Annotated in this window: 17 protein-coding genes; 13 read left to right on the top strand and 4 right to left on the bottom strand. The window is 67.9% G+C overall.

The features are described 5' to 3' along the window. Positions 1 to 452: 452 nt before the first annotated feature. The 9 genes from ACSDHM_RS20295 to ACSDHM_RS20255 all read left to right on the top strand — a co-directional run bounded on the left by ACSDHM_RS20295 (position 453) and on the right by ACSDHM_RS20255 (position 8,361). Positions 453 to 1,886 (top strand): Do family serine endopeptidase, encoded by a 1,434-nt coding sequence (locus tag ACSDHM_RS20295; protein WP_252745521.1) that lies wholly within the window; start codon positions 453 to 455, stop codon positions 1,884 to 1,886. Positions 1,887 to 1,987: 101 nt separating this feature from the next. Continuing rightward, positions 1,988 to 2,353, top strand: coding sequence for a hypothetical protein (locus ACSDHM_RS20290; RefSeq protein WP_010486932.1), 366 nt, complete (start codon positions 1,988 to 1,990; stop codon positions 2,351 to 2,353). A gap of 8 nt (positions 2,354 to 2,361) precedes the next feature. Then, positions 2,362 to 2,832, top strand: coding sequence for a phage holin family protein (locus tag ACSDHM_RS20285; RefSeq protein ID WP_004153834.1), 471 nt, complete (start codon positions 2,362 to 2,364; stop codon positions 2,830 to 2,832). Continuing rightward, entirely contained in the window at positions 2,829 to 3,290 is a 462-nt protein-coding gene (locus tag ACSDHM_RS20280; protein WP_069138037.1) for a protein sip-5, read from the top strand. The genes ACSDHM_RS20285 and ACSDHM_RS20280 overlap by 4 nt, the downstream gene beginning before the upstream one ends. A gap of 67 nt (positions 3,291 to 3,357) precedes the next feature. Next, entirely contained in the window at positions 3,358 to 4,467 is a 1,110-nt protein-coding gene (locus ACSDHM_RS20275) for an AI-2E family transporter (RefSeq protein WP_111007548.1), read from the top strand. Positions 4,468 to 4,498: 31 nt separating this feature from the next. Further along, positions 4,499 to 5,218 (top strand): HAD family hydrolase, encoded by a 720-nt coding sequence (locus ACSDHM_RS20270; RefSeq protein ID WP_053499497.1) that lies wholly within the window; start codon positions 4,499 to 4,501, stop codon positions 5,216 to 5,218. A gap of 3 nt (positions 5,219 to 5,221) precedes the next feature. Beyond that, on the top strand, positions 5,222 to 6,589 hold the full coding sequence (locus ACSDHM_RS20265) for a leucyl aminopeptidase family protein (protein ID WP_053499499.1): 1,368 nt from the start codon (positions 5,222 to 5,224) through the stop codon (positions 6,587 to 6,589). A 135-nt stretch (positions 6,590 to 6,724) separates the two neighbouring features. Then, positions 6,725 to 7,828 (top strand): catalase family peroxidase, encoded by a 1,104-nt coding sequence (locus tag ACSDHM_RS20260; protein ID WP_065178988.1) that lies wholly within the window; start codon positions 6,725 to 6,727, stop codon positions 7,826 to 7,828. After that, positions 7,825 to 8,361 (top strand): cytochrome b, encoded by a 537-nt coding sequence (locus ACSDHM_RS20255; RefSeq protein WP_072168719.1) that lies wholly within the window; start codon positions 7,825 to 7,827, stop codon positions 8,359 to 8,361. The genes ACSDHM_RS20260 and ACSDHM_RS20255 overlap by 4 nt, the downstream gene beginning before the upstream one ends. Before the next feature lie 629 nt (positions 8,362 to 8,990). Here the strand turns inward: ACSDHM_RS20255 and ACSDHM_RS20250 are convergent. From ACSDHM_RS20250 to ACSDHM_RS20240, 3 genes are read right to left on the bottom strand one after another with little or no spacing between them, the layout of a single operon-like run. Continuing rightward, the gene (locus tag ACSDHM_RS20250) at positions 8,991 to 9,593 is read right to left on the bottom strand and encodes a response regulator transcription factor (protein WP_005420563.1); all 603 of its coding nucleotides are present in this window, start codon (positions 9,591 to 9,593) and stop codon (positions 8,991 to 8,993) included. Beyond that, on the bottom strand, positions 9,590 to 10,813 hold the full coding sequence (locus ACSDHM_RS20245) for a sensor histidine kinase (protein ID WP_151355189.1): 1,224 nt from the start codon (positions 10,811 to 10,813) through the stop codon (positions 9,590 to 9,592). The genes ACSDHM_RS20250 and ACSDHM_RS20245 overlap by 4 nt, the downstream gene beginning before the upstream one ends. Continuing rightward, complete coding sequence (locus tag ACSDHM_RS20240) at positions 10,810 to 10,938, bottom strand: hypothetical protein (RefSeq protein WP_258012601.1); 129 nt, start codon at positions 10,936 to 10,938, stop codon at positions 10,810 to 10,812. The genes ACSDHM_RS20245 and ACSDHM_RS20240 overlap by 4 nt, the downstream gene beginning before the upstream one ends. Positions 10,939 to 11,140: 202 nt before the next feature. Between ACSDHM_RS20240 and ACSDHM_RS20235 the strand changes: the two genes are divergently transcribed. From ACSDHM_RS20235 to ACSDHM_RS20220, 4 genes are all read left to right on the top strand, one after another. Then, positions 11,141 to 12,388: an efflux RND transporter periplasmic adaptor subunit gene (locus ACSDHM_RS20235; protein WP_439426531.1), complete on the top strand. Its 1,248-nt coding sequence runs from the start codon at positions 11,141 to 11,143 to the stop codon at positions 12,386 to 12,388. Positions 12,389 to 12,490: 102 nt separating this feature from the next. After that, a complete protein-coding gene (locus ACSDHM_RS20230; protein ID WP_005420572.1) occupies positions 12,491 to 13,180 on the top strand; it encodes an ABC transporter ATP-binding protein in 690 nt (229 codons plus the stop codon). 14 nt (positions 13,181 to 13,194) lie between these two features. Further along, positions 13,195 to 14,352 (top strand): ABC transporter permease, encoded by a 1,158-nt coding sequence (locus tag ACSDHM_RS20225; protein ID WP_072168722.1) that lies wholly within the window; start codon positions 13,195 to 13,197, stop codon positions 14,350 to 14,352. Positions 14,353 to 14,364: 12 nt separating this feature from the next. Then, the gene (locus tag ACSDHM_RS20220; protein ID WP_088497250.1) at positions 14,365 to 15,681 is read left to right on the top strand and encodes an ABC transporter permease; all 1,317 of its coding nucleotides are present in this window, start codon (positions 14,365 to 14,367) and stop codon (positions 15,679 to 15,681) included. 74 nt (positions 15,682 to 15,755) lie between these two features. Here ACSDHM_RS20220 and ACSDHM_RS20215 read toward each other — a convergent pair whose 3' ends face one another. Next, entirely contained in the window at positions 15,756 to 16,055 is a 300-nt protein-coding gene (locus ACSDHM_RS20215; RefSeq protein ID WP_005420578.1) for a YrhB domain-containing protein, read from the bottom strand. Positions 16,056 to 16,072: the final 17 nt, after the last annotated feature.

Genomic DNA, 16,072 nt, shown 5'->3' with positions numbered 1-16,072 from the left:
ATGCTATACCGACATTGACGATCGTGGAACGGGGCATGTGCCGGCAATCGCATCTGTTGCGACGCCGATGGTGTACGCAGCAGCCCCTGTTGCCACCTGCGGTTCGCAGCAAACCCCTTTTTTTCAGTGCTGCGCTACGCAAACCCAGCATTGTCTGGCCGTCGCCGCGCGCACGTGCACGGAGGCAGCGTCCGGCATCCGTCGTGGCGCATTGCGGCACCCGCCTGCGCGGAACTGCGCACGTATCCGCCTGCGCCAGTGCGGCGCGCGTTGGCCTTGAATGGCGCACCCATCACCTGCCCGGGTGTCGCCACAAGCGCGTTCTGGCCCCCGCGCTCGCCCCTTCGAGGCACCCGTTTTCATGGCGCATTTATCCAGATCGCGACACACTCATTCAGCTTGTTCTACCGTAGGGCCGTACCGCCCCCACCCACGCCAGCGAACCGACTCCCATGCGACCGCTTCCTACCCTGCTCACGCTCGCAATCGCCGCCGCCTTCGGTGGCTTCGTTGCCACCGGCATCAACGCCCACATGGACAACCGTGCCGACGCCGCGCCGCTGCCGGCGGTCCTGCCGACCACTGCAGCGTTGCCGGCCTCGGTGGCCGGACAGGCGGTACCGTCGCTGGCACCGATGCTGGAGAAGGCGATGCCGGCGGTGGTCAGCGTCAACACCAAGCAGGTGATTCGCGTACGCAATCCCTTCTTCAACGACCCGTTCTTCCGCCGCCTGTTCCCGGATATCCCACAGGAACGCATCAACGAATCGCTGGGCTCGGGCGTGATCATCGACGCCAAGGAGGGGCTGGTGCTGACCAACCACCATGTCATCGACAACGCCGATGACGTCCAGGTGACACTGGCGGACGGGCGCACGGTCAAGGCCGAGTTCCTCGGTTCGGACCGCGATACCGACATCGCGCTGATCCGCATTCCGGCGCAGAACCTGACCGACATCAAGCTCGGCAACAGCGACCAGCTGCGCGTAGGCGACTTCGTGGTGGCCATCGGCAACCCGTTCGGCTTCAGCCAGACGGTCACGTCCGGCATCGTCTCGGCGGTGGGCCGCAGCGGCATCCGCGGGCTGGGCTACCAGAACTTCATCCAGACCGATGCGTCGATCAATCCGGGCAACTCCGGTGGCGCGCTGGTCGACCTGCAGGGCCAGCTGGTCGGCATCAATACCGCCAGCTTCAACCCGCAGGGCAGCATGGCCGGCAACATCGGCCTGGGCCTGGCGATTCCTTCCAACCTGGCGCGCAGCGTGGTCGACCAGCTGGTCAAGCACGGCGTTGTGGTGCGCGGCACGCTGGGCGTGGAAAGCCAGAACCTGACCGCGCAGATCGCGCAGGGCCTGGGCCTGGGCGAAACCCGCGGTGCGCTGATCACCCGCGTGCTGGCCGGTTCGGCCGCTGCCGCAGCCGGGCTGAAGCCGGGCGACGTGGTGGTGTCGGCCAACGGCCAGCGCGTGGACAGCGCCGAGGCCCTGCACAACGTGGAAGGCCTGGCGGCCGTCGGCAGCGCGATGACGCTGGACGTACGCCGTGAAGGCAAGCCACTGCAGATCAAGGCGACGCTGAAGGAACAGGCGCGCGCGGTCACCGGTGAGAGCCTGGACCCGCGCCTGACCGGTGCGACCTTCGTCGACCTGCCCGAGTCACTGCGGCAGTCTGGCGTCGGCGGCGTGCTGGTCAGCGAGGTCAAGCGCGGCAGCCGCGCCGCCAGCAACGGCCTGCAGCAGGGCGACATCATCACCGACGCCACCGTGGGCGAATTCGCCGACCTGGCCAGCTGGCGTGCCAATTTCCAGCAGCGCCCGCCGACCCTGGTGGTGCGCGTGCTGCGCAACAATGGCCAGCAGCAGGGCCAGCTCGTGATGCGCTGATCGCCCTGCCGTAACACCCCCTATACCCCGGCAATGCTATTGCTGTCAGTCCAGGTCGGCACCGCCGACGCCCGTTCCCCCATCGCAACAGGAGTGATTCGATGAGCCCCACCAATACCGAGAACCTGAAGGAACACCTGGGTGAAGCCGGTTCCCACCTGAAGCAGGCCGCCAGCGCCGCCGGCGGTGCGATCAAGGGCGCCACCGGTGCGGCCACCGACGAACTGCGGATCGGCAAGGCCAACGTCAAGGCTGAACTGTCCGACAGCGCGCTGTCCGGCCTGGCCGCTGCCGAGTTTGGTGGTGCCGCCGCCAAGGAGCAGGTCGATGCGCTGATGGACAAGGGCAAGGACCTGATCGACAGCGCCGCCGAGCTGATCCGCGAACGTCCGCTGGCCTCGTTCGGCGTGGCCTTCGCTGCCGGCTGGATCATCGCCAAGCTGGCCCGCGGCAGCAGCGACAAGTAAGCCGCGGCGTGAGCGAAGACAACGCGCAAGCCCCTGATCCGGCGGCTACCCCGCCGCTGGATGAGAGCATCCGCCAGGTCGGCGCGGCCGGTCGTGCCGCTGCCGACTCGGCCAAGCACTCGCTGCGTTCGCTGCGCCGGTTGGCCTCGGCCGACTTCGCGCTGGCACGCAGTGCCTTCGGCCGCGCGCTGGCCTGGGCCGGCGTAGCGATCGTATTCGGAGCGTCGGCCTGGCTGCTGATGGCCGCCACCCTCATCGCCCTGCTGCAGAGCTGGGGCCTGAGCTGGCTGCAGGCCCTGCTGATCACCTCGCTGCTGAGCCTGGCCGTCACCGGTTATGCGATCTGGCGGGTGTCCTACTTCTTCCACCACACCGGCATGCACGCCACCCGGCGCCAGCTGTCCCGCCTGGGCCTGTTCGACGAGCCCAGCGAAGACGACCCCGATGCCGATGTGCAGCTGCCAGAGGGCAAGCCATGAAGTTCGGTGCGCTGCAGCGGCGGGTGAAGCGCTGCGAACAGGTGGTGACCGTACGCCTGGTCGAGACCCAGGACCACTGGTCCACGCTCAGCCAGGTCTGGCGCCAGGGCTGGTCGCCACTACGCATCGTGGTAGTGGGCCTGGCCGGTGGCTTCATTGCCGGCAAGCTGGAAATGCCGGGCAAGGTCAACGGTGCGCGCTGGCTGCAGATGGTGGGTTCGGTCTCGAACCTGTTCGCCAGTGCGCAGGCAGCGTTCGCCACGGCGATGGCGGCGCAGGCGGCGGCCACCGCCGACGATGCGGCCGAAGAAGCCGGCGATGCCAGCGAACAGGCACACGCAGCGGCCTCCGCCGCTGAAGCGCGGCCCGCAGCGGCGGCGCGAGCTGTGCCGGAGGCGGAACCGGACCTGCGCGAACCGCGCCCGGCCGAGGCGGCCACCGAACTGTCCGAACGTTGATCCATGGAATCCGCCGCGCCGATGGCGGCCGGCGGATAATGCGCTCCCCTTTCCGGCTGATGCGTCGATGAGCGAGTCCTCCCTGTCCCCGTCACCAGCCGATCCACAGGACCCGGAGGCACCGCTGCCGCCTCCGTCTCGCCCACGCGGGCCGATGTCGCTGGTGGTGCTGGCGACCCTGGCGGTGGGCTACACGCTGTGGGCGGCGCAGGACATCATCCTGCCGGTGCTGCTGGCGATGTTCTTCGCACTGGTCGGCAACCCGATCCTGCGCCTGCTGCAGAAACTGTGGATTCCGCGCGCGCTGGGCGCGCTGCTGATTCTCGGCGCCGGCCTGGGCGTGACCGGTTCACTGGCGGTGCAATTGATCGGCCCGGCGATGGAATGGGCGCAGGAAGCCCCGCAGCAGCTGCGCAAGGTCGCCCGCCAGGTGCAGGACCTGACCAAGCCGGTGCAGCAGGCCAACCAGGCGGCGGAGAACTTCGCCCGCGTGGCCGGTGGTGACAGCAACCACAAGGTGCAGGTGATCCGCACCCAGCTCGACGACCCGTACCGCATGCTGACCCGCGCGCCACGGCTTGCCGCCTCGGTGCTGGCCGTGGTGCTGCTGACCCTGTTCTTCATGATCTATGGGCAGAGCCTGCAGCGCGCGGCAATCGCGCTGTTCCCGAGCCGCCAGCAGCAGCGCTTCACCGCCGACATCCTGCGGTCGATCGAGCGCGAAGTCTCGCGCTATGTGCTGACCATCAGCGTGATCAACACCCTGGTCGGGCTGGTGTTCGCCGGCGTGCTGATGCTGCTCGGCATCGGCCTGCAGGAGGCGCTGCTGTGGGGCACGGTGGCCGCGCTGCTGAACTTTGCCCCGTACGTCGGTCCGCTGATCGGCGTGGCACTGATGCTGCTGATGGGCTTCGTGGAACTCCGCGACCCGCTGCAGGCGCTGCTGCCGGCGGCCGCGTACCTGGCCCTGCACACTCTGGAAGGGCAGATGGTGACCCCGATCGTGCTGGGCCGGCGCATGAAGCTGTCGCCGCTGGTGCTGATCCTGGCGCTGATGGTGTTCGGCTGGGCCTGGGGCATGATCGGCCTGCTGCTGGCGGTGCCGCTGCTGGTCTGCATCAAGCTGGTGCTGGCACGGCTGGAAGGCATGCAGGGCTGGGCACGGCTGCTGGAATGAAAGCCCGCGCGGGCAGGCGTAGAATGGAGGGGTGAATTTCCCCGTCCAAGCCATCACTCTCGACCTTGACGACACGCTGTGGCCGTTCGCTCCGATTGGCGCCCGCATCGACCTGGTCCTGCACGAGTGGATGCGTGAACACAGCCCCGCCACCGCCGCGATGTATCCGGTGGCGGCGATGCGCGAACTGCGCGAGCGCCTGTACCACGCCCATCCGCACCTCCACCACGACCTGAGCGCGCTGCGTCGGTTGACCCTGCACGAAGCGCTGCACGCCAGTGGCGCCAGCCTCGATCTGCTGGAGCCGGCGTACGAAGCGTTCTACGCCGCGCGCAATCAGGTCGAGTGCTATCCCGATGCGATCGATGCGCTGGCGAGGATTGCCGCGCGGGTGCCGGTGGCAGCACTGAGCAACGGCAACGCCGATCTGGAGCGGATCGGCCTGGCCCATCATTTCGCCTTCCAGCTGGGCGCGCGCGAACACGGCGCGGCCAAGCCGGAGGCAAGCATCTTCCACGCCGCCTGCACCCGCCTGGGTGTGGCGCCGGCACAGGTGCTACATGTCGGCGACCACGCCGAAATGGACGTGGCCGGGGCGATCGCCGCCGGCCTGCGCGGGTGCTGGATCAACCGCGAAGCAGCCACCTGGACCCATCCGAAACTGCAGCCGGACCTGCAGTTTGACACCCTCACCGGCCTGGCCGACTGGTTGGACGCCAACCTCGACGCCGCCGCATCCCGGAGTACCTGACGCATGAGCGAGATCACTGGTTTCACCGCCGACACCACCGCGGCGCTGCCGCTGTACGTGCTGGACCGCGAGCAGTTCGCCGCTTGGAAGGACGGCCAACCGGCCGCGACCCAGGCCTGGCTGGCCTCGCAGGGTTTCACTGCCGGTGCGCACAGCGTGGCCCTGCTGCCCGGCAGTGAGGGCCTGGCCGGCGCGGTGATCGGTGTCGGTGATCGCGCCGATGCCTACAGCTATGCGCATGCGCCGCACGCCCTGCCGGAAGGCAGTGTCTGGCAGCTGGCCAATGAACTGCCTGCCGCCGAACAGGCGCTGCTGCAGCTGGGCTGGGGCTTGGGCAGCTACCGCTTCGACCGTTACCGCAAGCGCAACCGCGCCCCGGCGCAGCTGGTGGCCGCACCGTCCGGCGAAGTGGCCGACCTGATCGCCGCCAGCCTGCGCGTGCGCGACTGGGTCAACACCCCGACCGAAGACATGGGGCCGCAGCAGCTGGAAGACGCCGCGCGTGCACTGGCCGATGCACATGGTGCGCAGGTCGAGGCGATCACCGGCGATGAACTGCTGAAGCAGAACTTCCCGGCCATCCACGCCGTGGGCCGCGCGTCGCACCGCGCGCCGCGCCTGGTGGTGCTGCGCTGGGGCAAGGAAACCGACCCGGCACTGGTGCTGGTCGGCAAGGGCGTGTGCTTCGATACCGGCGGCCTGGACATCAAGCCGGCCGACGGCATGCGCAACATGAAGAAGGACATGGGCGGCGCCGCGCACGCGCTGGCCCTGGCCGGCCTGGTGATGGCGCGCGGACTGCCGGTGCGGCTGACGCTGCTGGTGCCGGCGGTGGAAAATGCGATCGGTCCGGATGCGTTCCGCCCCGGCGAAGTGATCGCCACCCGCAAGGGGTTGAGCGTGGAGATCGACAACACCGATGCCGAAGGCCGCGTGATCCTGTGCGACGCGCTGACCTTCGCCGGTGAGCAGAAGCCGGACCTTGTGCTGGATTTCGCCACTCTTACCGGTGCCGCACGCATCGCGCTGGGTCCGGATCTGCCGGCGCTCTTCAGCAACGACGACACGGTGGCGCAGCAGTGGCTGCAGGCCGGCGACGCAACCCGTGACCCGGTCTGGCGCATGCCGCTGTGGCGCCCCTACCTGCGCTATCTGAGCAGCGGCATTGCCGACCTGGCCAATGCCGGTTCGCGCATGGCCGGCTCGGTGACCGCCGCGCTGTACCTGGAGCGCTTCCTGGAAGACGGCCAGCGCTGGGCGCACCTGGACGTGTACGCCTGGAACGACGGCGAACGCCCGGGCCGTCCGGCCGGTGGCGAAGCGCTGGCGCTGCGCTCGGCCTGGGCGATGCTGAAGGCGCGTTACAGCTGATCGGGTGGGTGCCGACCTTGGTCGGCACGCTGTCCCCGGCAAATCTGACGAAAAATTGAATTTCGGCCTCGGCCGGGTTCTGCGAGGATGTGTGGGTCGACCACCCACACGCTCCGTGAAGGCAGGACTCCGACCATGTCGCTCTTCGGCTACACCCGTGCCGGCCAGACGCCGGGCGCACCGCGCAAGCATTCCCCCCTGCTCTGGATCGCGCTGATCGCGCTCATCCTGGGTACCGTGGCGCTGGCCTTCGCCTGGCTGGCCGGCTGGATGGGCGACCGCCTCACCGCGCAGCGCTTCACCGACACCATCGAGGCCACCGGCCCGGCCCATCCGGGCTTCCGCCGTGCACACAGCAAGGGCATCTGCGTAAGCGGCTGGTTCGAACCCAGCGCGCAGGCCCCTACCCTGTCCAGTGCCCGGGTGTTCTCGCAGACACGTGTGCCGGTGATGGGCCGCCTGTCAATCGGTGGCGGCGACCCCTACGGCGCCGACAACACCGCACGCGTGCGCAGCCTGGCGGTGCAGATGGTCAGCGATGATGGCCAGGAATGGCGCATGGCGATGAACAGCTTCCCGTTCTTCGCGGTACCCACGGCCGAGGCGTTCTACGAGCAGACGCGCGCCTCGATTCCCGACCCGGCCACCGGCAAGCCGGACCCGCAGAAGATGGCGGCAGTGCTGGCGAAATACCCCAGTGCGCAGGCGTTCCAGCAGTGGGCGAAGACAGCGCCATGGACCAGCAGCTGGGCCGACACCACTTTCAACAGCGTCAACAGTTTCTGGTTCACCAATGCGCAGGGCCAGAAGCGTGCGGTGCGCTGGCGCTGGCAGCCGCTGGCGCCGGTGGTGGAGATGGATGCGGAAGCGCGCAAGCAGGCCAGCGTCGATTTCCTCAGCCAGGAACTGCAGCAGCGCCTGGCCCGCGGCCCGGTACGCTGGAACCTGGTCGTGACCACCGCCGAGCCCGGCGATGCCATCGATGATCCGTCGGTACCGTGGCCCGAGTCGCGTGACCAGGTAGTGGCGGGCGTACTCAGCCTGGACCGCATGCAGTCGCAGGAAGAAGGCGCCTGCGGCCAGATCAACTTCGATCCGCTGATCCTGCCCAGTGGGGTGCGCGGCAGTAATGATCCGATCCTGGCGGCCCGCTCGGCGGTGTACTCGCAGTCCTTCAACCGCCGTGAACGCGAGCGCGCCGCCGGCAATGTCGAACAACCGAAGGAGGCCGCACGATGAGCACCGGCAACGGCCACTTCAACCTGCTGGCGCGGGTGCTGCACTGGTCCATGGCGCTGATGATCGTCGCCATGCTGTTCATCGGCGTGACCATGGTCGCCTCGCTGCACCTGCGTCCCGCGCTGATCGACCTGCACCGCCCGCTGGGCATCGCGATCCTGTTGCTGGCGCTGCTGCGCCTGTACAACCGGCTGCGCCATCGCCCACCGGCGCTGCCTGCCGACCTGCCGGTCTGGCAGGGGGTAGCGGCCAAGGCCTCGCACTGGGTGCTGTACGCGCTGATGCTGGCGATGCCGTTGATCGGCTGGGCGATGCTGTCGGCCGGCGGATACCCGATCGTGCTGTGGGGTGGATTCCACCTGCCATCGATCGTTCCGCACACCCCGGCGCTGTATGCCGCGCTGCGCAATGCGCACAGCCTGCTGGCCTATGTGTTGTTCGCCACGGTGCTGATGCATGTGGGTGCGGCGTTGTTCCACCTGTGGGTGCGGCGGGACGGGGTGTTCCAGGCGATGGCGCGCGGGAAGGATTGAAAGGATTCGCCGGGCGTTCCCGGCGGATTGTTTCCGCGACCGCGGGGGGGGTGTCACTTTTCTTTTCGCGCGAAAAGAAAAGTAACCAAAAGAAACGCGCCGCCAGAGCGCGAGCCGGTGCTGCGCACCGGTGCCCTGTGCTTCTCGGTGAATCAGGGGACGGCGCCGAACTCGCTACGCTCAAACACCGGCGCCTCTTCGCCCCTGATTCCCCCGCGATGCTCGGCTCGCTCAAGGCGGACCCAACATCAAGAGCGACAGCTGCACCCAGTAGATCCACGCCATGCGTGGTTGCTGTTGCCGTTGATCTTGACCTTCCAGTCCGCCTTGAGCGAGCCGAGCACCGCAGGTCCGGCGAGGGCGAAGAGGTGCGGGTGTCTGAGCGCAGCGAGTTCCCGCGTCGTCCCTCGACGGACCGAGGAGCGCAGGGCACCGGCGTGCGACGCACGCCGGCTCGCGGCCGGCGGAGCGTTTCTTTGGTTACTTTCTTGATGGCCCACATCCATGTGCGCCACCCTACGGGCCGGCTACGCCGTTCCACGCTGCTCCTGCAGCGTGGTGCACGAGCAAAGAAAGTGACACCCACCCGCGGTCGCGGAAACGACATCACCAGGAAAGGCAGGCCGCCCCTACAGCCACCCTTTCTGCCGCGCCAGCCGGTACGCCTCAATGCGATTGGCTACGCCCAGCTTGCCGATGCACTCGGACAGATAGTTGCGCACCGTGCCGTGCGACAGCCCCAACTGCTCGGCGATCTCGCTGGCGGTACGGCCCTCGCCCGCCAGCCGCAGCACGCGGCGCTCGCGGTCGGTCAGCGGGTCGGCCTGCGACCACGCATCCAGTGCCAGCTGCGGGTCGATCGCACGGATGCCCTGCTTGACCTTGCGCAGTGCCTCGGCCAGGTTCTCAGCCGGTGCGTCCTTCAGCAGGTAGCCCAGCACGCCGGCTTCCAGCGCGCGGCGCAGGAAACCTGCGCGGGCGAAGGTGGTCACGATCACCACCTTGATCGGCAGCTCGTGACGCGCGATGCGCTGTGCAAGCTCCAACCCGGACAGGCCCGGCATCTCGATGTCGGTCACCAGGATGTCCGGCTGCAGCTGCTGCAGCATGCGCCACGCGGTTTCGCCGTCGGCGGCGCTGCCCAGCACTTCGATATCCGCTTCCAGGCCCAGCAGCGCCGACAGTGCGCCGCGTACCATCGCCTGGTCTTCGGCCAGCAGGATGCGGATCATGCGGCACCGTCCTGCACCAGCGACGGCGGCACGCCTGGCGGCAGCGGTGTGGTCGCAGCGGCCAGTGGCACGCGCACGATCAACACCGTGCCCTCGCCCTTTGCGGACTGCACCTGCAGGCTTCCACCCAGGGCGGCCACGCGTTCGCGCATGCCGCACAACCCATTGCCCTCGGCCTGCACGTCGCCACGACCATCGTCGCGGATCTGCATCGCCAGCATGCGTCCCTCCAGCATGAACTCCACCCGTGCCTGCGTCGCCTGTGCATGGCGCACGATATTGGTCGCGGCCTCGCGCAGCACCAGCGCCAGCCCGCGTTCGACATCCACCGGCATCGCCGGTGGTGGTGCGTACTGAAGGTGGACCTGCTGGCACTCCAGCAGCAGCCGCGCCGATGCCAGCTCGCCGGCCAGGTCGCTGGCGCGGATACCGGTGACCGCACTTCGGACCTGCGCCAGCGCCTCGCGGGCGATGGCCTCGGCCTCGCCGATCTCCTGCCGCGCGCGTGCATCACCGCGGTCCTGCAGCTTGCGCGCCAGTTCCAGCTTCAACGTGATCAGCGACAGGGTGTGGCCGAGCAGGTCGTGCAGGTCGCGGCCGATGCGTTCGCGCTCAGCGGTGGCTGCTAGCCGCCGCACCTCGTCCTGTGAAAGCTGCAGTGCCGCATCCTTCTGCTGGTTGAGTGCCTCCACGTTCACGACCAGGCCGACGATATAGGACACGGCGGGGATCCAGACCAGGCTCTGCCACGGGTACTGGAACAGCAGGGCGAGGCTGCAGAACAGGAGGTTCAGACCAGTGAGCTGCAGCAGATACTGCCACCAGCCGCCGCGACCGCTCACCCGCAGCAGCACGCAGCCGAACACGAAGTAGGTCAGCCCGGACGGGTACCAGGGCAGCAGCACCAGCGACATCGCGATCAGGCCCAGGGCATAGCGCGGGGCGTGATGGCGCGGCGCCACCATCACCTTGGCGTACAGCAGCAGGAACACCGGATAGCTGGCCAGCGTCAGCAGCAGCCAGCGCAGGGTGAAGCCATGGCCAAGCAAGGGCGTCAGGAAGATCCACACTGACCACAGCAGGTGGATTGCCTCGCCCCAGGGGGACTTTCCCCGGCGCAGCGTCTCGGCCACCGCCGAGTCCGGCGCGGGGCGCAGCAGCGAGGCAAGCCAGATGGACGGCACGGGCGGTTCCAGGCGGGGACGATCGCCGCCGATCATGCCAGTTCAGCCGCCTGCGCGCAGGCGCCACCGTCGGCTGGGCGGCACCGGCGCAACCGGGCGCAGATCACGGTACGCTTGGCGGCGCCGCTGCGGCGGGCCGGCAATGGGGCGATCGGATCCATGGGCAGTACCGGTAGCGGGGACGTTGCCATCCTGTGCCGCCGTGGTCACATTTCGCAGTTGCCGCCGTCAGTGTCATCGGATGACAGCTGTCACTGCCGTCTTCGCTGTGCCTGCCTTCATGCTGTGCCGCACGCTCCACCGCCGGAACCGCCGTCGTCCGCGCTTCCGGCCACACCCGCCCGAACGCATGTGATGGAACGAATGAACGCTTCTGCCGAGCTGTTGAAGGAACTCCGTATCGACCGCAAATCTCCCCCGCCGGCCTCCGGAGGCAATGGCGGTGGCCGCCGCGGGTTGTGGATCGCGATCATCGTGGTCGTGCTGCTGGTCGCCGCGGCCGTGGCCTACCTGTTCGGTCGCGCACCGGCCGTAGAGGTGGAAACCGCTCCCGCCGTGGCCATCCAGCAGGGCAGCGCCAGCAGCTCGGTGCTCGACGCCAGTGGCTACGTGGTCGCCCGGCGCATGGCCACGGTATCGGCCAAGATCACCGGCAAGGTGCGCGAGGTGATGATCGAAGAAGGCATGCGGGTCGAGGCTGGCCAGGTGATGGCCACGCTCGACCCGATCGATGCCGACGCGCAGCGCAGCCTGTACACCTCGCAGCTGCAGGCCGCACGCAGCCAGGTCGCCGGGCTGGAGGCGCAGCAGAGGCAGGCCGCCGCTGAAGCCAGCCGCCTGCAGGCGCTGGTTGGCCAGCAGCTGGTCTCGCGCTCGCAGTACGACCAGGCCGTGGCCCAGCGCGACAGCCTGCGTGCGCAGCTGGATACCGCGCAGCGCAACGTCAAGGTTGCCAACGACCAGCTGGCCATCGCCGATCTGGGCGTGGACAACAACATCGTGCGCGCGCCGTTCTCCGGCGTGGTCACCGCCAAGGCGGCGCAGCCCGGCGAGATCGTTTCGCCGCTGTCGGCGGGTGGTGGGTTCACCCGTACCGGCATCGGCACCATCGTGGATATGGACTCGCTGGAGATCGAAGTGGAGGTCGGCGAGGCCTTCATCGGCCGCGTGCAGCCGAAGATGCCGGTGGAAGCCACGCTCAACGCCTACCCGGAATGGAAGATTCCCGGCGAGGTGATCGCCATCATCCCCACCGCCGACCGCGGCAAGGCCACGGTGAAGGTGCGCGTGGCGCTGAAGGTGAAAGACCCGCGCATCGTGCCGGAGATGGGCGTGCGGGTCAGCTTCCTGGAACAGGCGCAGCCGCAGGCGGCCGCCAAGCCGCAGGGCGTGCGCGTGCCGGGCGGCGCCGTGGTCCAGCGCGACGGTGCCTCGGTGGCCTTCGTGCTGGGTGACGGGAACCGCGTTCAGCAGCGCACGGTCGAGGCCGGCCAGGCGATGGGCAAGGACCGCCAGATCCTCAAGGGCGTGAGCGCAGGTGAGCCGGTGGTGGTGAACCCACCCGACACCCTGCGCGATGGCGCCAAGGTGCAACAGAAACAAGCGCAGTAACGGCCTGGCGCCCGTGGGCGCGGCCGGCAGCATCGCTCGACGCACGCCTGCGGCCACCGCAGGTGCGCTTCCCCGTTTCCCGCTTCCCGTGGAGAACCACCCATGTCGACCCTGGTTTCACTGCGCAACATCACCAAGACCTACCAGCGTGGCCCCGAGCAAGTGCAGGTGCTGCACGGCATCGACCTGGACATCGCCAGCGGCGACTTCGTTGCGCTGATGGGCCCGTCCGGTTCGGGCAAGACCACCCTGCTCAACCTGATCGGCGGCCTGGACAGCCCCACTGGCGGCGAGATCAGCATCGAGGGCGAGCGCATCGACCAGATGAGTGGCGGCCAGCTGTCGACCTGGCGCAGCCACCATGTCGGCTTCGTGTTCCAGTTCTACAACCTGATGCCGATGCTGACCGCGCAGAAGAACGTGGAACTGCCGCTGCTGCTGACCCACCTCAGCGCGGCGCAGCGCCGCCGCAATGCCGAGATCGCGCTCACCCTGGTCGGCCTGGCCGACCGCCGCAGCCACCGCCCGAATGAACTGTCAGGCGGCCAGCAGCAGCGCGTGGCGATCGCCCGCGCGATCGTCTCCGACCCGACCTTCCTGATCTGCGACGAACCGACCGGCGACCTCGACCGCCAATCGGCCGAGGAGATCCTCGGCCTGCTGCAGCAGCTCAACCGCGAGCACGGCAAGACCATCATCATGGTCACCCATGACCCGAAGGCCGCCGAGTACGCCACGCACACGGTGCACCTGGACAAGGGCGAGCTGGCCGACGCGCCGCTGGCCCACTGACGGAGGCCACAGCGATGAAATACTTCTCGTTGGTGTGGGCACAGCTGTTCCGCAGCCGTACCCGCACCCTGCTGACCCTGCTGTCGGTGGTGGCCGCGTTCCTGCTGTTCGGCATGCTCGATTCGGTGCGGGTGGCGTTCTCGTCGGGTGGCAGCGTGGAAGGTGCCAACCGGCTGATCGTGGCCTCGCGGCTGTCGATCACCCAGTCGCTGCCGATCCGGCTGGAAGCACAGGTGCGCCAGGTAGCCGGTGTCCGTGACGTGGCTTATGGCATGTGGTTTGGTGGCATCTACCAGGACCCGAAGAACTTCTTCCCGAACTTCTCGGTGTCACCCAACTACTTCGATGTCTACCGCGAGCTGCAGATCGATCCGGCACAACTGGAGGACTGGAAGCAGACCCGCACTGGCGCCATCGTCGGCGAAACCCTGGCCAAGCAGTTCGGCTGGAAGATCGGCGATACCATCCCGCTGCAGGCGACGATCTTCCCGCGTGGCGGCAGCAATGACTGGCCACTGGTGCTCAAGGGCATCTACCGCTCCAAGGACCGCGCGCTGGCCGCCAACGAAGAACGCCAGTTGATGATGAACTGGAAGTACTTCGACGAATCCAACGACTACATCAAGAACCAGGTGAGCTGGTACACGGTGACGCTGGACAACCCGGACCACTCTTCGCGGGTCGCACAGGCGATCGATGCGATCTCGGCGAACTCCGACCACGAGACCAAGACCCAGACCGAATCGGCGTTCCAGCAGGCCTTCGTCAAGCAGTTCGCGGATATCGGCATGATCGTCACCTCGATCATGGGCGCGGTGTTCTTCACCCTGCTGCTGTTGACCGGCAACACCATGGCGCAGGCCGTGCGAGAGCGCGTGCCGGAGCTGGCCACGCTGAAAACGCTGGGCTTCAAGGACAGCACCGTGCTGACCCTGGTGATGGTGGAGTCGGTGCTGCTGATCGGCCTGGGCGGCCTGATCGGCATGGGCCTGGCCGCCCTGATCCTGCCGGCGATCGGCCCGAAGAGCATGGGCATGCTGCCGCCGCACGTGCCGACGCCAACCTGGCTGATGGGGTTGGGCCTGATCGTAGTGATCGGCATCATCGTCGGGCTGCTGCCCGCGCTGCGTGCCAAGCGCCTGAAGATCGTCGATGCACTGGCCGGCCGCTGAGGAGGATTGCAGATGAACAAGCTCAAGAAGTGGCTGGGCAACGGCGTAACCGTGCTGCTGCTTGCGATCGGCCTGGTGTTGTGGATCGGGCTGCCGTGGTTTGGCGTGCTGGCCGTGGCCGTGCTGGTAACGCTGTGGCTGCTGCTGACCCGCGGTGGACGGCTGGCGTTGGCCGCCACCCGCATCGGCGTGGCCAGCCTGCCGCAACGCTGGGGCGCGTCCTCGGTGATCGTGGTCGGCATTGCCGGCGTGGTCGGCGTGCTGGTGGCGATGCTGGCGATGGGCGAAGGCTTCCAGGCCACGCTCAACAACACCGGTGATGACACCACTGCCATCGTGCTGCGCGGTGGCTCGCAGGCCGAGACCAACTCGGTGATCACCCGCGAGCAGGTACCGATGCTGTCCACCCTGCCCGGCATCAGCCGCGATGCGCAGGGCCGGCCGTTGCTGTCACCGGAACTGTCGCAGGTGGTCAACCTGGTATCGAAGTCCGACGGCACCGACGTCAACGCGCAGTTCCGCGGCGTCGGCCCGCAGGCGTGGGCGGTGCATGACAAGGTCAGGATCGTCGAGGGCCGCAAGTTCGCCACCGGGCTGCGCGAGATCGTGGTCGGCCAGGGCGCCAAGGGCCAGTTCCGCGACATGGAGGTCGGCAGGACGCTGTCGCTGGGCAACCAGACCTGGACCGTGGTCGGCGTGTTCGCCACTGGCGATGCGCATGATTCGGAACTGTGGACCGACGCCGATACGCTGGCCACCACCTACCAGCGCAGTGCCTGGCAGTCGATCAGCGTGCGTACCGATGGCAAGGCCGGCTTCGATCAGTTCAAGGCGGCCGTCGCTGCCGACCCACGCCTGAAGCTGGACGTGGAAACCACCCGCGTCTACTACAGCAAGCAGGGCGGCGGGCTGACCAAGCTGATCGACATCCTGGGCAAGGTGATCGGCACGATCATGGCGGTCGGTGCGGTGTTCGGCGCGCTCAACACCATGTATGCGGCCGTGGCCACGCGCGCCCGCGAAATCGCCACCATGCGTGCGATCGGCTTCCGCGGCCTGCCGGTGGTGACGGCGGTGATGCTGGAAACGATGCTGTTGGCGCTGCTCGGTGGCCTGCTCGGCTGTGCGGTTGCATGGCTGCTGTTCAATGGCTACAGCGTGTCCACCATCGGCAGCAACTTCAGCGCGGTGGTGTTCAAGTTCCACGTATCACCGGAACTGCTGTGGACCGGCCTGAAATGGGCACTGGGCATCGGCCTGGTCGGCGGCCTGTTCCCGGCGCTGCGCGCGGCGCGTTTGCCGATCACTACGGCGCTGCGCGAAACCTGAGCATCATGCAGCGGTGGACTGCGCATCACGCAGGGGGACGGAGCGAAGGCTCCGTCCCTTTTCCGTTGCTGAACTCAGGCATCCATCGCCGCAACATCGGATGGTGGGTGCCGCAGGGCCAAATGCCGGCGAACAGCCTCCTCCGGCGCGTACGCCGTGCCCAGCGCGTGCTGCTCACCCGTATGCCTGTCGACGAAGATCGGGCCATTGCCGGCCAGCGCGTCCGAGATCTCACCAGATTGCAGGTAGCGCAGCGACTGGAAGCAGAACAGCCAGCCTTCGACCATCTCATGCTCGTGCGTGATGGCAACCGGCTCATCGTCGCTGGCAAGTGCAGCCTGCACGCGACGGCGTGCTTCGTCGAGCTGGATCATTCCTTCGCCTCTTGTTT

Source organism: Stenotrophomonas sp. T8 (assembly GCF_051853085.1).
GTDB lineage: Bacteria > Pseudomonadota > Gammaproteobacteria > Xanthomonadales > Xanthomonadaceae > Stenotrophomonas > Stenotrophomonas sepilia.
Note: the sequence above shows the minus strand (reverse complement) of the source record. Positions and strands in the feature narration are given on the sequence as shown.

Bases quoted from the DNA above. Each gene is read 5' to 3' on its own strand.
- ACSDHM_RS20215 (WP_005420578.1), bottom strand. From the start codon at position 16,055: ATGATCCAGCTCGACGAAGCACGCCGTCGCGTGCAGGCTGCACTTGCC.
- ACSDHM_RS20245 (WP_151355189.1), bottom strand. From the start codon at position 10,813: ATGATCGGCGGCGATCGTCCCCGCCTGGAACCGCCCGTGCCGTCCATC.
- ACSDHM_RS20230 (WP_005420572.1), top strand. From the start codon at position 12,491: ATGTCGACCCTGGTTTCACTGCGCAACATCACCAAGACCTACCAGCGT.
- ACSDHM_RS20225 (WP_072168722.1), top strand. From the start codon at position 13,195: ATGAAATACTTCTCGTTGGTGTGGGCACAGCTGTTCCGCAGCCGTACC.
- ACSDHM_RS20220 (WP_088497250.1), top strand. From the start codon at position 14,365: ATGAACAAGCTCAAGAAGTGGCTGGGCAACGGCGTAACCGTGCTGCTG.
- ACSDHM_RS20275 (WP_111007548.1), top strand. From the start codon at position 3,358: ATGAGCGAGTCCTCCCTGTCCCCGTCACCAGCCGATCCACAGGACCCG.
- ACSDHM_RS20265 (WP_053499499.1), top strand. From the start codon at position 5,222: ATGAGCGAGATCACTGGTTTCACCGCCGACACCACCGCGGCGCTGCCG.
- ACSDHM_RS20240 (WP_258012601.1), bottom strand. From the start codon at position 10,938: ATGGATCCGATCGCCCCATTGCCGGCCCGCCGCAGCGGCGCCGCCAAG.
- ACSDHM_RS20295 (WP_252745521.1), top strand. From the start codon at position 453: ATGCGACCGCTTCCTACCCTGCTCACGCTCGCAATCGCCGCCGCCTTC.
- ACSDHM_RS20235 (WP_439426531.1), top strand. From the start codon at position 11,141: ATGAACGCTTCTGCCGAGCTGTTGAAGGAACTCCGTATCGACCGCAAA.
- ACSDHM_RS20260 (WP_065178988.1), top strand. From the start codon at position 6,725: ATGTCGCTCTTCGGCTACACCCGTGCCGGCCAGACGCCGGGCGCACCG.
- ACSDHM_RS20255 (WP_072168719.1), top strand. From the start codon at position 7,825: ATGAGCACCGGCAACGGCCACTTCAACCTGCTGGCGCGGGTGCTGCAC.
- ACSDHM_RS20280 (WP_069138037.1), top strand. From the start codon at position 2,829: ATGAAGTTCGGTGCGCTGCAGCGGCGGGTGAAGCGCTGCGAACAGGTG.
- ACSDHM_RS20290 (WP_010486932.1), top strand. From the start codon at position 1,988: ATGAGCCCCACCAATACCGAGAACCTGAAGGAACACCTGGGTGAAGCC.
- ACSDHM_RS20250 (WP_005420563.1), bottom strand. From the start codon at position 9,593: ATGATCCGCATCCTGCTGGCCGAAGACCAGGCGATGGTACGCGGCGCA.